Raw genomic sequence first — 17067 nt, 5'->3', positions numbered from 1 at the left:
TATCATATTTTTTCACTTATTTGAATCAGACAAATATTTATTTATATAGGTAAATATAAGCAATAAAACTTCCAAAACCAGCTTTGCTTCAAAATCTTTACACAGGGTCAGTGTGCCCTCACTCAGATGTGTGGCTTGCCTTCAACTATTCCAATCCACTCACCCCACCCGACACGACAAGCTTCATCGCATCCGTAGCGGACATGTTCAGTCTGGACACTTTTGAAGTATGGACGACTACCACCTGCCCGGCAAAGGAATACGAATAAGGAAAGTAAACAACCACTTCATCCGAAAGCCCTATTTTGCTGAGATCCCGTTGGGTAAGGAATCCTATTTTTTTCAAACCTGTCTCATTGACGACTACCAATACCGGCTCGTTGAACTTCTTGGCATCACCGACAAAAGCTTCCGTAAAATCCTTGATAGAAGAATATAAGGTATTGAACAACGGTATTTTGTTGATGGTACGACTCAGCCAATTCTTGATCGGTTCGGTCACGAGCGTCGTAAAGACCAATCCCACAAGGATCAGTATCACCAATACCGTGAGGATACCAATACCCGGAATATAAAGGGGATGCCCTTGCTCGTCCTGTAAAAAGTGCTGCGTAATATTAAGCGCATTATCCAAAGACGCCACAATCCAAATGATCAAAAAAACCGCACCTGCTACAGGCACTACAACCAATGTACCTTTGATCAGGTAATACAACAATTTTTGTACTATTCGCTTCAACATATCACTCGTAATAATAAACTCTTTTCACCCGGGACGAAATCCCGGTCAACAATTCATAAGGTATAGTACCTATATCTTTTGCCGCCTGCACAATATCCGGAAAAACCACGACCTCCTGCCCTTCCACGACATCGATATCCGTCACATCCAGCATACACATATCCATACAGACATTACCCACCGTAGACACTATATGTCCCCCTATAGCCATTTTGCCGACACCATTTCCTAATCTTCTGTCGTAGCCGTCCGCATAGCCGATCTTTACGGTTGCAATCTTGCTCTGCCTATGTAAAATTCCACTTCGGTCATAGCCCACCGTTTCGCCTGCGGGTAGATGTCTAAGTTGGGTGACAGTGGTCTTCAACATCCCCACTTCCTGTAAACCCAAACCCTTGCCACTCGTATCTATCCCATATAGACCGATACCCAACCGAACCATGTCCATGTGGTCAGCGGGACGGTGCACGATCCCATTCGTATTGCATATATGCTTGACAACGGTATAATCCAATGCTTTTTCCAATTGATCGGCTTCCTGCCGAAACAGATTGACCTGCCTATCCGTAAAGTCATCAAAATCCTTATTGCCCGCACCCACAAGATGCGAAAAAACAGATTTGACCTTGACCCTTAGTGTACTTTTCAAGATAGTACATGCTTCTTCCCATTCTTCCGGCATAAAACCTAGCCGGTGCATGCCTGTATCCAATTTGATATGCACCGGATAATCATCGACGGATCGATCATCCAAAAAGGCTATAAAAGCCCGAAGGATCCGTAGGGAATAAATCTCCGGCTCTAACCGAAAGCTCAACAGGTCTTCGAAAGTGTCCTCATGCGGGCTCAGCACCATGATGGGCAAGCGAATACCTCCTTGTCTCAACTCTACGCCTTCATCCACAAAAGCTACCGTAAGGTAATCCACCTTGTTGAACTGTAAAATATTGGCTACCTCAAAACTGCCGCTACCGTACGAAAAAGCCTTGACCATAGCCATCAGCTTCGTGCCTGAAGGTATCCGTTGTCGATATTGCAGTAAATTATACTCAATAGATTTTAAGTTGATTTCCAGCACAGTATCATGTGTCTTCTGTACTAAAAGTTGACCCAATCGTTCCAACCCAAATTTTCTTGCCCCTTTGATCAGTATCGTTTCATGCGCAAAGTCCAAGGCCGAAAGAGCAGATAAAATATCTTCTGTATGGGTGAAGGAATGTACCTTAGCGTGCAGATCCCCGGCAATCTGTTGAATAGATTCTCCCACCAATATGATTTTTTGAAAGGATACGGCATTCAGTAAAGATACCAACTTCGATTTAAACTTATCATTCCATTTCGAGCCTATAAAATCTGTAATTATCAGAGATTTATAGGGATGTTGATTTTGTTGCTGTACAAAATCCAATGCTATCTGTAGAGATACCAGATCATTGGAATAGCTGTCATCGATAATACTGCAATCGTTCTTTCCTTTTTTCAGTTGAAGGCGCATTTCCAAAGGTCGTAGACCAGCGATACGTTCCTGTATCATAGATATTGCATACCCCAATGCCGACAAGACCGTGACGCAGGTCAGCACATTGTCTACCGACGCCTTGTCTATAAAAGGTATGGTCAATGTATGCGACACACCTTCTACACGAATATGTGCGAGGGTATGGTTGGCCTGCGGTTCGAGGCTTTGTACATACACCTTGTCCTCCGGAGACTGTCCCCAAAGATAACAGCGCTCATCCAAAAAACCCGACATGACTGCGTCGGATGGTGCAACGATCGTGTGTGCATATTCAAAAAGCTGCCACTTCTCTGCAAATTTCTGCTCTTTGGAGTCAAAGCCATCAGCATGGGCTGTTCCGAGCGAGGTCAGGACACCGATAGTCGGACGGATCATTTGGGTCAAACGTTCCATTTCGCCCGAAGTACTTATCCCGGCCTCAACCAAGGCTATCTCATGCTCCTGCTGGATTTCCCACAGAGCCAGGGCAACGCCCAATTGCGAATTGTAGCTTTTGGGACTTTGATAGCATCGCCGATCGACCGACAGCAATTGGTGAAGCCATTCCTTGACAATGGTTTTGCCATTGCTTCCCGTGATACCTACCACCGGAATCATAAATTGCTCTCGATGGAAAGCAGCCAGCTTTTGAAGGGCAACCAACGTATCTTCTACCCATATAAAATTGGCCCCTACATACGTATCGGCATCCAATCCCCTATCGGACACCACAAAGTTTCGCACACCTTTACGATAAGCATCTTCGATAAATAGATGACCGTCCCGCAATCCCTTGAGTGCAAAAAACAAACTTTTTTCTCCCTGCCGTACCTTTCGTGAGTCGTACTCCAACTGCTGTATCTCCGATTTGGGATCGGAAACAGACACTTTGACGGAGGTTAGAACTTCAAGAATGGAACTAGTCGTGTACATAAGAGTAATTAGCAACAAATGTCATCAATATTTTTAATAAGTGCATGTTTTTTTGAACTTTTGTGTACTAATACACAACAAAAACTAAAACCACATAGACACATAGGAATATCTGAATTTTTAACGTCCAAAAGAATAATTTAGATAGGATAGACAGAAAATGAATTTTCCGTCATAGCATTATGGCAAATATGTATGTGTGACTACTGCAATGCCTTGGCATCTTAAAAATATAGATAAGAAAAAAGCTATGTTCCTATGTGGTTATTATGTACTAAAAATTTTGTACAATGGAAGAGCAAAGCAACAGCAAGAGAACCTATACACCTAGACAAGCCAAACTCAAGGCAGAAAGCTACTGTGCCTACCAAGAACGGTCCCAACAGGAGATACGCGACAAACTGTATGCTTGGGGACTGCACCACGATGACGTGGAAAATATCATTTCCGAACTCATTCTCGACAATTTTCTCAATGAAGAGCGTTTTGCCAAAGCCTATGCACAGGGCAAGCTGCGCATGAAAGGTTGGGGCAAGGTCAAGATCAAACACCATCTCAAAGGCAAGAGAGTATCCGAACCGTTGATCAGGATAGCCTTAAATAATATCGATCCGGACGAATACATGCAGATCTTTGAAGACAACATGGCAAAAAAGGCGGGCAAGGACATTTCGAAATTGACTGTTATGGAGAAAAACAAGCTCATTCGTCACTTGTTGAGCAAAGGGTTTGAAAGTGAATTGGTCTATGGACGGGTTTTGGGCGGTTTTCACAATTTGCAGCAAAAGTTGTAACTTCCAAAAAAATTGAGATTGAGCCGCATGCTGTCCTATATGAAGTTATATTGTCTATTTGTCTTATTTTGTGTACAAGCGACCCTTATTCCTCAAATAGCATTTACCCAATTAGCATTCAAGCGATTAACTATTAACGACGGCTTGTCCCAGAACGTCGCGCTTTGCATGATACAGGACAAGAAAGGGTTTATATGGATCGGCACGGAAGATGGTCTGAATCGTTATGATGGTTATGAATTTAGGCACTACAAAAACACCGAAAACGACAAGGGCAGTATCAGCAATAGTGTCATCAATGCAATAGCCGAAGATAAAACGGGAAATCTGTGGGTAGCCACTGCCGACGGACTAAATTATTTCGATAGTGAGAAGGACCGGTTTACACGGATAGAAACCGTTTCTGCACAATCCAAGCAACTAAACAGGGATTTTATCAGTGTACTACTACTCGATGGCGACGACCTGTGGGTCGGAACGATCGAAGGCCTCAAAAGATACCACACCAAAGAAAAAAAGCTGTACCAGGTTTCGGAAAATCGAAAAGGTACCGTCACGAACCTGGACAATAGATCCGAAGCTATTTTTAAGGACAACCAAGGTGTGCTATGGTTTGGTTCTACCAAAGGTCTGACAGCATACCGAGCGTCTACCGGCACCAAGATGCATCTCCCCCAATCCATTTCATTTCTTAAAAAAGAATATATCCGGGTCATCAAACAAGATAATCAGGGGCACATATGGTTCGGCTCCGAGCGCAACGGGATCTTTGTCTACGACCCCAAGACAGGTGCATGCATCTCTTGTGAAAGCGGACGGCATATGTTGCCGGGAGCAACGGTCAGGGATATTTTTTTCCGAACAAACCATGAAGTCTGGATTGGTACTTTGCAAGGACTGACCGTACGGGAAGGGACTTCCTCCACACAGTATGTTTACAGACCTGAGAACGAAACCGGACTTAGCCACAATTCCATCCGTTGTATCTTGGAAGACCGCACGGGTAATGTCTGGCTGGGCACATACGCCGGCGGGCTGAACGTCTACCTCAAAGGGAGTCCCAAATTTAGCTTGATCACGGAGCGCGCGCTCTTCAAAGAGGGACTAAACCACCCTGTCGTGAGTAGTATCCTCGAAGACGAGGCGCACAATCTGTGGATAGGCACGGAAGGAGGAGGATTGAATTTCTACGACACCCATACGGGAGCGTACCGCAGGTATAAAATAGGCGGCGGTCGAAATGTATCGGACAATATTGTCAAGTCTCTGGCCAGAGCAGACAAAAATCACATGTGGGTAGGCACCTACAATGGCCTCCGATTGTTCGATACGCGGACAAAATCCTATACGGAATACAGCCAGGTGAGTGATCCGGCCGACAACGGAAGCAAACAAATATATGCTTTACGAAATACGGAAAAAGGACTTTGGATAGGAACAAATGGTGGTGGCCTACGTTTTTTGCAAAAAGACAATTCGGTTCGCACGTTTAAATACGATCAAAAAAATCCAAAAAGTATCAGCTCCAACAACATCAACAGTATCGCAGTAGACGAACAAGGGAATCTATGGTTAGCTACTCAAAAGGGCTTGAACTACTTTGACACCAAGACAGCAGAAAGCCGTGCATTCTACCACAATGCCAAAGATAAGCACAGTATCAGCAACGACTTCATCCTATCGGTATTTGTGGACTCCAAGGACAGGCTATGGGTGGGAACAAACGGAGGTGGGCTCAACCTCTTGCTGAACGGCAAGTTCTATCGTTTTATGGAACAGCAGGGAATTGCCAGCAATGTGGTCCACGCCATCAATCAGGATCATGATGGGAATATCTGGATCAGCACCAATCAAGGACTGACAAGATTGACGTTGCGCGAAGACCGACAGGATTTCCCCTATGGGGGACTACAGGTTGCCAACTATACAAAGGAAGACGGACTGCAGAGCAATCAGTTTGCGAGTGGCGCCACCATCCGACTGCAGAATGGAACATTGTTTTTTGGAGGCATCAAAGGCATCACGTCGTTTCAGCCTTCCGCCATCAAGGTCAATCCCCTAAAACCAGAGGTCGTATTTACCGATATTTTGGTCAAGAACCGAAAATTACATGACGCAAAGGAAGCCACCGCTAGCCAAGATGGGATTATATTGGCACATGACTACGGCTCCATCACGTTCAAATTTTCTGCACTCAACTTTTTGACCCCGGAAAAGAACCAATATGCCTATCGGCTAGAAGGGTTGAAAAATGACCAGGACTGGCATTACGTGAGAGCAGATCAGCGTCTGGCTACCTATACCAATCTATCCGCAGGAACATACTACTTTAGGCTAAAGGCGGCCAACAATGACGGACTATGGAACGACGAAGAGCAAGTCGTAAAGATCAAGGTATTACCCCCTTTCTGGAAGACCTGGTGGGCATACTGTGTATATGGATTGGTGATCGTCGCCCTATTGTACTTCTTCTACTATTACTCCCTGAAAACAGCTACACTCAAGAATGAATTGCACTATGAGCACTTGAGCCACCTCAAGGATCAGGAACTTGCCGAGCAAAAGATCAACTTCTTCACGAATATCTCCCATGAGATCAAAACACCCTTGACACTTATCCTGGCTCCATTGGACAACATGCTCAAGACAGTGAGAGACAACAACAAAATGAAACCGCAACTCTTGATGATGAAAAGAAACGGAGAGCGTCTGAGCCGTTTGATCCATCAATTATTGGATTTCAGAAAATTTGAATCCGGCAATATGCTCCTGAAAAATACAGAAAACGATCTGGTCAAATTTCTGGAAGAAATCTGTACGGTTTTTGAAAGCTATGCGGCACAGCAGCATGTGCAATTGGAATTATCTTCCGAATATACCGCCTTGCCGCTCTGGTTTGATGCCGACAAACTTGAAAAAATAATGTACAACCTGCTGTCCAATGCGGTAAAGTTCAGCCGTGACAAAGGAAAAATACAGGTCAGATTAAAAGCAGATGAAGCAAATGAAGATTTTGTGCTTATAGAGGTCGAAGACAACGGGATTGGGATAGCAGAGAAAAACATTCCTTATATTTTTGAACAGTTCCAACACAGCGGAGATGCCAATATGAACAGTACAGGCACAGGTATAGGATTGGCTTTTTCCAAAGGACTGGCCGAATTGCTAGGAGGTACACTACATGTCAACAGTCGTGAGCAAAGCGATGAGCAGCCGGGATATACCTGTTTTACCATTCAATTGCCATTGATCCGCAAACATTTGTACAACCCGGAGACAGAGCATGTAGCAATACAACAGGAACAGTACACCGAAGGGATAGACGAGGACAACGGATGGAGACGCAAACGTTCATGGGCTGCCGGTTCGGAAGAAAAAAAGACCATATTGGTCGTAGAAGACAATAAGGATCTGTTGGAATTTATGGTCAATTCTTTCTCAGCGCGATTTGTAGTACACTATGCCGGCAATGGTAAAGAAGCACTGGAAAAACTCAAACAGATCGCGGTGGATATTATCATCAGTGATGTGATGATGCCCGTCATGAATGGAATAGAATTCTGTAAAAAAGTCAAATCCGATATCCGTATCAGCCACATCCCCTTTATCCTACTCACGGCGAGGACACCCGCTATGTACAAAATAGAAGGATTTGAGATAGGGGCCGATGATTATATGACCAAGCCATTCAACATGGATGTATTGGAAGCACGGGTCAACAACCTACTGTCGTCCCGTAGAGAAATCATGGAACGGTACAAGACGGAACTAAGTACACAACCGCAAAATGTCGATATCACTTCCCCAGACGACATCCTGCTGGCCAAAGCAATGGATTTTATTGAAAAGAATCTTTCGGAACCTCGCTTGAATGTCGAAGAAATGGCCAAAGAGGTAGGTGTAGGACGTGGTGCTTTGTACCGCAAGATCAAAGCCCTTACAGGAAAAACAGCCATAGAATTCATCCGTACTATCCGTATCAAAAGAGCCGCACAATTGTTGAAACAGAAAAAAATGAATATAAACGAAGTCGTTTATAGCGTAGGTTTTACGGATGTCGACTATTTCCGCAAATGTTTCAAAGAAGAGTTCGGCATGACACCACGGGAATATATACATTCAAGTGAAACATAACGCTATACCCTTGGTGCTCGATATAAGGTTTCATTCCAGATTCTCTTTCACGAAATCTATATATTGCAACCAATCAAACAAGAGTATATTATGCTTCCCGGTGCGGATATGATACCGAATAGTTTCACCGATAGAAGTGTCTGCAGGAGGCATTTCTTCTCTCCCTAATCCTTTTTTTCCAAAAAGCGTATAAACCGGCTCTGCATTTTTTGCTGCTAAAAATTCGCCTTTGGGATCTGCCCATAGATCCTCAGTAGCACTGGCTACATATAAAGGTCTGGGTGCAATCAATGCCAACAACATATGCTGATCGACCGGAAGTGCAGAGGCGTTATTATTGTACGTTTTGTATTTATCTATAAACCAATGGGGAAATCTGGTATTGATACGATTGGTGGTCTCTCCAAACCACCTGCGGCTCAAAGCAGCTCCTCCCTCCCCCGAATTGTTGGAAATAACAGCAGCAAAGCGCGTATCATTAGCGCCAGCCCACAGTGCTGCTTTCCCTAAACGGGAATGGCCATGAACGATGACTTTTCCGGCATCTACCTGCTCGTCGGTCTCCAGATAATCCATTATTCTGCTCAGACCCCATGCCCAGGCCCCGATTGCAGCCCACTCTTCGGGGGTGATTCCCAATTCAGTTTGCAATGTGGTCCTTATGCCCTTCTTCCATCCTTCGAGATAATCCAGCTCCAAATCACCATAATAAGCGGTAGCGACACCGTAACCTTTTCCAATCAACGTCTCGACTTCCCACCTTTCGGCTTGCTCTCCACGGGTAAGCTGATCATGAGGTTTATTGGTGTTTTTCAAAAGTTCGGGATGTTTTTCGGACAATATAATGGAGCTATCGGCATGAATACTTTGGTTTCCTTTAAAGTTCAGTCCTGCGAACACAGGAACAGGGTGTCCGGCTTTAGCAGGCAAATATAAAATCATATCCATATGTGGGCCCGTCTTTTCTTTGGTAAAATATATCCGGATCTGTTTGGATATAGCTCTGCCCGACAAAGCCTGCTCATCTAGCCTGCGCATTTCAAAATGAAGGCCATCGGGCTTTGTAGGAATCCTCCCATAAACATTTTGGCGGAAAAGGTTTAGTATTTCCTCCCTACGGGATTGCCACTCGGCCGCATTCGCAACGACTTTGCCGTTGGACAATGTAAGCACCGGAGGCAAGGTATATTCACCTACTTTGGATTCATCGTAATTAAATGTCTCCTGTGCCTCTGAAAAAGATACACAAACAAATATTGCTATGGCAATAAAGAAAGCTCTTTTGATCATATTACTTTTATTTTTGGCAATTATACACTTTAGCAACCAACCCGTCATTTCGACGAAGAATGAGGAGAACCGAGTGAAACGAGCTCTACGAAGTAAAATCTATGGATGAATTAGATTAATTTCCCATTTGGCCATAGATTTCTCTTCGTCGTACCTCCTCATCGAAATGACGACAAAGCTTGGTTAAAGAAATATATAATCACTTTATTTTTCTCAACTGGATACCGTTCAAAATGGTTTCTCCCGTTTTGGGAACAAAATCCACGGTAATGCCTTGGTGGTCATATACGCTCACCGAAGTTTTAAAATTAACACTTTTTTCCGGTTCGAGGTATTCTTTGTTGCTTAGGTTTTTCAGAAAGACGTGACCATTGATGTTTACATCAAATACCCTTTCCTGAAAATTATCGCCTGTCAGCCCACCTCCATTCAGATTATACACCAATTCTTCCCTTTGGATATCGGACAGCAGTTCTGCAAAATGTAGGGTAAGCTCGTACTCGCCTTGGGGAACATCGAATTTAAACTGCTCTATTCCCGTTCGCTGTGTGGCATACACAGGGTCTGCGTCCGTACCTAAAATATCTTTGTCAGAGCCATAGCTGTGGCGGGCCTTGTTTTCCATACGGAAGATACTTCCTCCGATATACCCCCAACTTCCCGGCTGATATTCTTTTTCAGGCATCCATATCTGATGGTTTGCCGCATCGTGGAAATACCTCTTATCCCCAAGGCTGATATTGACTTCGGTAAAAGGAAGACTTTTATTATGAAGGTTTACAGGCAACATTTTGAACCAGATATCAGCCTGATCCGTTATCTCCTCTTTGTCTCCCGTGGTAGCCAGGGCTTGTAGCGTATTCTGTCCATTGACAAAGTCTACGTGAAAACGTGCAATTCCCTGCGCGGTCGAACTGTTGCCGATGATTTTACCGTTGTGTTTGAGTGTGACAGTAGGCTGATTGCTAAAAACGAGCACTTCCTGCGTATGCGCCAACTGTGTATCCGATTTGGCAATACCTGTCCGCAGGTTCCATTCTTTCGTGCCTATCTGTAGATAGGGTATCTTCAATAGGTTGGCTTGATAAAAACGGTAAGCATCCTTGGGTTTTCGATCCAACGTAAGTATCCCCTTGCTGTTGATATGCGGTGTAGACTCTGTTCGGGTTTCTGAGCTGAAATCTGCAAGATTCCAGATCATGGCCGCCGCTACAAAAGGACGCTCCATCATAGCTTTAAGGTAGGCTTGGTGGTAGCGTGTCGTATATTCTACCGTCTTGTCAAACCGTATCGGCTCAAAGCTGTGCAGGCGTATGTCTGCATCTCCACCATATTCAGTTACCAAAAGGGGCTTGTCCGGCAATTCCCGGCGATGCCTGTCCAGATAATTGGCAAAACCCGAAAACTTGTCCGAATACCATCCCTGATAGAGATTCCAGCCGACCAACATAGGGATCTTCGTGAGCTGTACACGATTGTACAGGTCGAAATTGCCATGGTTGGGAATCATGGTGTAGCGGTATGGATCTTCTTTTCGAGTTATATCTTCCAGCTCCTGTGCCAATTTGGTTATTTTACCAAAGTACGCTTCCTGCTCGACACTTCCCTTTTCATAGCGGGGCCGCAACAAAACCTCGTTCATATAAGCCCAGATAATCAGGCTGGGGTGATTGAAATTTTGTCGTATCATCTCCAGGTGCATTTTTTTTGCGTGTTCGGCAAAAGCTTCTGTCTCCGTGATCCTATTGACGATGGATGTCTCTACCGAAGCGAGGATCCCCAATCTGTCGCATGCTTGCAGCACAGCGGGATCCTGTGGATAATGTGCCACACGCAGGAAATTTCCGCCCATTTCCTTGAGCAGCTCTACATCACGGATATGCAAAGCATCGCTGAGCGCATTTCCTTTTCCTTTGTAATCTTGATGCCTGCTCGCTCCGATCAGCTTAAGCGGTTCCCCATTGAGAAAAAAACCTTTCTCCGCGTCAAAGCTATACCACCGGAATCCTAATGGGTTGCTCACTTCATCCAATATCTCTTGTGTCTGGCTATCGCTGATGGTCGAAACGACCCTATATAGATACGGGTTTTCAGTAGACCAAAGGTGGGGTTTGGTGATGTCATTTATGTCATCCGAGAAGGAAACTTGCTGTCCTTTAGCTGTTTTATACTCTTTTTTCAACGCATAAGCCGTTTGACCATCAGCATCAAGGATCACATGCTCGACCGTAATATTTTTTGAAGAAGCGGAATTGTTGACAAAACTGCCTCTGATATTTACCGCTGCTCTTTCGGCGCTGACGTTTGGCGTTGTGATAAAAATACCATTTGAAGCATCATTGTCCATATCAAACCGTACTTTATTGACCGCGATAAGATGGACATCGCGATAGAGTCCGCCGAAGAAAGTAAAATCGGCAGACAAGGGTGGGATATCCTCGTTGTGGCTGTTGTCGAGTCTCACGAGCAATTCGTTTTCAACATTGTCCTTTCCCGGCTTGAGGTATTGCGTAATAGGAAAACTGAAAAAAGTATAGCTCCCGGTATGCGAACCTACTTTTTTACCGTTTACAAACACTTCTGCAACCTGTGCTGCTCCTTCGAAGAATACATACACATCTTTGTCCTTCCATTGCTGAGGTATATATATCTTTTTCCTGTACCAAGCCTCTCCCCTATAATAGCCCGGCTCATCGTCCATGACATCACGGTCGTTCCAAGTATGTGGGATATTGACAGGTTCCCACTGGATTTCCTGTCCTGCCTGTGGAATGTTTTGCAGTGTTCCTTTGTAGAAATTCCAGTTGCTATTGATCGTGTAGGATATACGCTGTGCCTGGCCCTTGAGAGACAGTCCTAATAAAAAGAATACAATTAGAATACGGCTAATGGTCATTATTTGCTGATGTTATCGAAGTAATTAATCAAATTGATAGCTATGTTTGCTCAACATAGTCAAAAATAGAAAGTGAGCGCAGCATATGTACAGGTGAAATGATACGGTTTTGCATGTCATATTTAACATGCGAAGGCTCTCCATCCGTTTTTTATGCCTCTATGTCAAATTTACCCTGTAAATTTAACCGAAATACCCGCTTCATTAAGGAAAGAAAGCCATACATTAGCTTACGGTTTAACCAGAGGTTCGTACCTATGAAAAGTATTACAGTAACCACATTCTTGATCTTTATTTTTTGTGGATCTATAGCAGCCTCTCCCCTCTCTATCGTAGCTTACGTAAACGATAGCCCTGTAGAGGCAGCAGAGCTGAAGCGGGAGATGATGCGCTATAGAGCTGTGGTGTATAATGAATATGCCAAAGCATTTGATTTGTCCAAGGTAAAAGATTTCTGGCACACGGATTTTGAAGGAACAACACCAATGGATTCGTTAAGAAACAAAGCGTTGAAGTCATTAATCGAAATTAAGGTGCAACAGCAACTGCTGGAAGAAAACAGATTATGGCCTTATAACACGTATGGAGAATTGTTGGCAGCACTAGAACAAGAAAATGAACAACGCCAGCAGAAGGCACTAAAAAAGGAGATAATCTATGGACCTGTTGTCTATAGCGAGCAGATATTTTTTGATTATAAATTTAGCAATGCACTTATTGTCCTCAAAAATTCCTTGGCAGGAAACAAAATACCGGTAAACGACAGCTTACTACTCGTACATTTTGATACGCTGAAATCAGAAGGTGTGTATTCTGCAGAAAAAACGTTTGACAATTTCAAAAGGCAGATAATGGACAGTTATATAGACAGGGTATACAAGAGGCTGCTTGCAAAAATGGTAAACGAGACCAAGGTCAAAACCATGAAGATATACAATGAGATCGTCGTATAAATCGTGATATCCATTGTATCAAATACCATGGTTTTTTGAAAGATTATTCTGGATTTCCCAACATCTGGCTACTTACCTTGCAATAGACATTCATTATAAATCTTAAAGTAAAAAAAGCATGAAAAAAATTATTCTATCCCTATTCTTATTGGTGGCGATCTCTTGTATCACTTTTGGACAGAACAACAGTGTAGAACTTCTTCCTATTGCAGATTCATATGTATATTCAGGAGATAATATAGGCAACTATGGAAAAGACAATAAATTGAGGGTACTTCGTACCAACCGTAGCACCGTTCTCAGACATGCGTTTTTGAGATTTGATATTTCATCAATAAGCACTTCAATACCGGGCAAAGTCTATCTGAAATTATATTGCAATGAGGTGGATGATGCTTCTGCCGGATTGTCCCTGGAAGTTGCCGAGACTCCTGCAGATTGGAATGAGGAAGATATAAAATGGTCTAATGCACCTAAACCTACAAAAGTAGTGGGTAAATTGGATGTGAATGTTCAGAAAAATTATATTGAAATTGATTTGACAGCATATATCAAAGAAGCTGTGACTGCTGGAGCCAAGCAGATCAGCCTGCGTATCAGCGATCCCAAATCGACCGGCATTAAAAGTGAGTTTGGTTCAAAAGAGTCCAAAAATCCACCAATGCTGGTTGTTCAATAACCACAGGGACATTATATCGATCAAAATTAAGCACAAAGGACATCAAATAAATTCATTTTACATGAGATATCGTTTTTTTTCAAACGTGGAGGTTGAATCCGGGGTAATTTTTGCCCTACTACATACAAGTATATTTTTATTGCACTCCACCATCTTGTTTGCACAGCCACGGCCGGCATATCAAGAGGCTTTTATACCTGAGGGTTTTACCGAGACAAAAGATGTTGTTTTCTTTGAATTGGACAAGCAGGGATCGCAAGGTACGGTAGAGAAGGTAATAGATCATTACAACAAATACATTGTAGGCAAAAAAGAAGGTTACGACAAGATAGCTACAAAAAAGAGTGATCTCAAAGATACAGAAGGCAACCCTTTCGACTGGAGCTTGCGTATGGATATCATACATCCCGAAAAACCCGCTAAACCTCGCCCGGTTTTTTTTATCGTATCTACCGCCACGAAACGAAACATCCATAGGCACACCCCTTTTCAGCAAACCTTTGCCAAAAGAGGATATGTAACCGTCATCATTGATCATGCATACAGCCCCCTTGCCCGTATTTTCGGACATCATGATGCATATTATTCGTTGGATGATATTACGGGAGTAAAAGCCTATACCGCTGCCATAAGATACTTGCGGGCCAATGCTGAAAAGTATAGTATTGATCCTGATTTTATAGGCGGACTGGGGCATTCGAAAGGCTCTTATGCCATCACCCGCCTTTCGGACCCTACGATAAGCGAAAACTCTGACGAAAGATTTGGCAAGCGAGAGCCCTATGGCCCACAGCCCTATACAGGATATGCAAGCCATATTCAGGTAGGGTATCAATCCATGGGAAATGGAACCAGAAGCTCTAAAAAATATGTCAAAGATGATTATGCACCGACGATTACGGCTGTAGGGAAGTCCGACCAATATAAACATTGGGATGCTTGGCCGAATGTAGTAGAAGCTTACTCTAAAGATCATGATGCAAACTGGTTGGGCATACCCATGCTAGACAGGGGGCATCATATGGCCACGGGATTTCAACCGGATATGGGATACATAAGAGAGGAAGTTGTCGAAAAATTTTTCTCAAGCTATCTTGAACCTGATCTGCCACCGAATATCCTATACGTCACTCCTTACAATGGACGAAATAACGAAAATGTGGTTGCACCAGACCAGCCGGTAATCATCCATTTTGCTCCACAGATGGATGTACCCTCGGTAAAAGAGTCTGTAATGGTCGTGTCACAGCAGACAGGTGAAGTGATTGAGGGTAGTTGGAAAGTCAAGAGAAAAGATACCTATTTTATTTTCACCCCAAAAGCAGGTTCTTTTAAACATCAAGGTCACTATAAGGTGATCATTGGCTCAAATGTCAAGAGTACACGTGGCATTCCACTCGGCAAAGTGCAAGAGCATGTTTTCTCTATATCGAGAGAACACACACCCCAACCATAATACACCTATATTCGTTCGGAGTATTTTTGTTTTGTTTATCTGGACCAATCAGAAAGGGGGATGTTTCCTACATTTTTCTTCAACAAACATAGGAGACATCCCCCTTTTTTCTTCGGGGCAAAAGCTCTTATTAAGCTTTCTTATTTTATTGTATGGTCACATTAACGGTCAAAACATCATCATAAAAACCTCCTTGGAAATCCTGCCCTTCCAATGAAAAACTGTCTATATTCCCTTCACCGCTATGTAGATACCGTACTGCTCCCTTTTCTATTTGTTCTTGGCTAAATCTCACCCCTTCCTGCAAAACAGGTCTTCCACCGACAACCAAATATCCCATCTGGGGCAGATCCTTCACCACAAAGAATATATTCTTACTCTCTGCCCCTTCAAATTTCAACTCCGATGTTGTCAGTATCTTATTTCCCGATTGGCGGTCAACGGTAATTCCTGCGTTGACCGGATTGGATAGAATAGAGGCTACCGGGGAGGTCAAGATGATAATAGGCGCACGTGTGCCGACAGGTATACTGCTTGTGGAGTATTCTTTTGAAGCAAAAGTAAACAGATCATTGTCAGCGGTATTAATACCGACATTTATGAAAGTTTTATTTTGTCTTACAGCATCTTGGTAAGCATTTGTGATATCAATATAATGCCATTTGTTTACCGATCCAGATGCTCCTGTACCTGGACTCAGGTTCACATCTCCGATAGGTACGGTACCCGGGATCGGACAGTTTGCCCAACTAACTTGATTTTCCAGCCAGTCTATAGGCTCATCCTCAAATAGGGATACAATCCCTCCATCTCCGTCCACTCGGGTGCAGTACAATCCCACCCTTGCCGTACCTATTCTCTGGAAGGAATGGGGTTGTCGTACTTCAAATTGAGTAATAGCCCTTCTTGTGAAATCTACAGCTGCTTTTTTGACATTAAGACTTACTGCCGAACCATAATTGGTATTTTTTGCCGTCGTGCTTCCGTTGGACATATAGGCATCCTTGAGTACGTCAAGTGTTTCTGACATACTGCCTTCTCCGGGACTGGCAGCATCCGGAGCAGAAGTCCGGGGGATATAGTGCGTATAGGTATCGATCACATGGACAACACCATTTTTGCATAAGAGATTCTGGCTACGTATCCTTACAGCTGTAGAGACAAATGTAGGTGCGCTATTGATCGTCACCCTATAGGGATTGGTGCTCGCGGGCTCACGTATAAATGATATGCTGTCCTTATTCATAGTCTCAAAGGTCATCAACTCACCTTCCGGCAGCTCGTAGGAAAAGATTTTTCCATTGACGGTATTTCCTAAAAAAATATTTCTTAATACTGCCGGTGGAACATCCTCCAGATCACTGTACCCCAATGATGCTATAAATGCTTCCATTGCAGTATTACGCGGTGCGATGATCGTGTACTGGCCGTCTTGCCCAAAAAACTCTTTGAGTCCGGCTCTCTCCACTGCTCTGGTAAACAGGCTTAGGGACTTTAACGTATCGTTGGCTATACTCGAAGTAGAAGAAATAAACTCCCAAATCGTTTGATTCTTCAAGTCCTCTCCTGCTGATATAGCTTCTGAATCAACATTTTTCAACAACTCCAATTTACCACAGCTACCCGTGAGTACTGCCGCAAGGATAAGGTGAACAACAAGTTTATATGGATGTATTCTTTTCATAACAACAT

Annotated in this window: 10 protein-coding genes; 5 read left to right on the top strand and 5 right to left on the bottom strand. The window is 43.5% G+C overall.

Translation table 11 applies throughout. The features are described 5' to 3' along the window. Positions 1 to 145 precede the first annotated feature (145 nt). Positions 146 to 742 (bottom strand): DUF502 domain-containing protein, encoded by a 597-nt coding sequence (locus tag G5B00_RS04930; RefSeq protein ID WP_163872139.1) that lies wholly within the window; start codon positions 740 to 742, stop codon positions 146 to 148. A 1-nt stretch (position 743) separates the two neighbouring features. Further along, entirely contained in the window at positions 744 to 3173 is a 2430-nt protein-coding gene (locus G5B00_RS04925; RefSeq protein WP_163872138.1) for a bifunctional UDP-N-acetylmuramoyl-tripeptide:D-alanyl-D-alanine ligase/alanine racemase, read from the bottom strand. Positions 3174 to 3463: 290 nt separating this feature from the next. On the opposite strand from G5B00_RS04925, the gene G5B00_RS04920 reads away from it, so the two are divergent. Both G5B00_RS04920 and G5B00_RS04915 read left to right on the top strand, forming a co-directional pair. After that, positions 3464 to 3967 carry a regulatory protein RecX gene (locus G5B00_RS04920; RefSeq protein ID WP_163872137.1) on the top strand — a complete coding sequence of 168 codons (504 nt, stop codon included), beginning with the start codon at positions 3464 to 3466 and terminating at the stop codon, positions 3965 to 3967. A gap of 27 nt (positions 3968 to 3994) precedes the next feature. Then, positions 3995 to 8101, top strand: coding sequence for a two-component regulator propeller domain-containing protein (locus G5B00_RS04915; protein ID WP_317168829.1), 4107 nt, complete (start codon positions 3995 to 3997; stop codon positions 8099 to 8101). Between the two features lie 30 nt (positions 8102 to 8131). Here G5B00_RS04915 and G5B00_RS04910 read toward each other — a convergent pair whose 3' ends face one another. Both G5B00_RS04910 and G5B00_RS04905 read right to left on the bottom strand, forming a co-directional pair. After that, positions 8132 to 9391, bottom strand: coding sequence for an alpha/beta hydrolase family protein (locus tag G5B00_RS04910; protein WP_163872135.1), 1260 nt, complete (start codon positions 9389 to 9391; stop codon positions 8132 to 8134). Between the two features lie 199 nt (positions 9392 to 9590). Beyond that, positions 9591 to 12287: a glycoside hydrolase family 2 TIM barrel-domain containing protein gene (locus G5B00_RS04905; protein ID WP_163872134.1), complete on the bottom strand. Its 2697-nt coding sequence runs from the start codon at positions 12285 to 12287 to the stop codon at positions 9591 to 9593. 257 nt (positions 12288 to 12544) lie between these two features. Here G5B00_RS04905 and G5B00_RS04900 point away from each other — a divergent pair, with 257 nt between their 5' ends. The 3 genes from G5B00_RS04900 (at position 12545) to G5B00_RS04890 (ending at position 15375) form a co-directional block, all read left to right on the top strand. Further along, positions 12545 to 13240, top strand: coding sequence for a hypothetical protein (locus G5B00_RS04900; protein WP_163872133.1), 696 nt, complete (start codon positions 12545 to 12547; stop codon positions 13238 to 13240). Between the two features lie 118 nt (positions 13241 to 13358). Beyond that, positions 13359 to 13919 carry a DNRLRE domain-containing protein gene (locus G5B00_RS04895; protein ID WP_163872132.1) on the top strand — a complete coding sequence of 187 codons (561 nt, stop codon included), beginning with the start codon at positions 13359 to 13361 and terminating at the stop codon, positions 13917 to 13919. A gap of 61 nt (positions 13920 to 13980) precedes the next feature. Then, entirely contained in the window at positions 13981 to 15375 is a 1395-nt protein-coding gene (locus G5B00_RS04890) for an Ig-like domain-containing protein (RefSeq protein ID WP_163872131.1), read from the top strand. A 145-nt stretch (positions 15376 to 15520) separates the two neighbouring features. Here G5B00_RS04890 and G5B00_RS04885 read toward each other — a convergent pair whose 3' ends face one another. Next, positions 15521 to 17059, bottom strand: a complete 1539-nt coding sequence (locus G5B00_RS04885) for a fasciclin domain-containing protein (RefSeq protein WP_163872130.1) — start codon at positions 17057 to 17059, stop codon at positions 15521 to 15523. Positions 17060 to 17067: the final 8 nt, after the last annotated feature.

Source organism: Parapedobacter sp. SGR-10, from assembly GCF_011030405.1.
Classification (GTDB): Bacteria; Bacteroidota; Bacteroidia; order Sphingobacteriales; family Sphingobacteriaceae; genus Sphingobacterium.
Note: the sequence above shows the minus strand (reverse complement) of the source record. Positions and strands in the feature narration are given on the sequence as shown.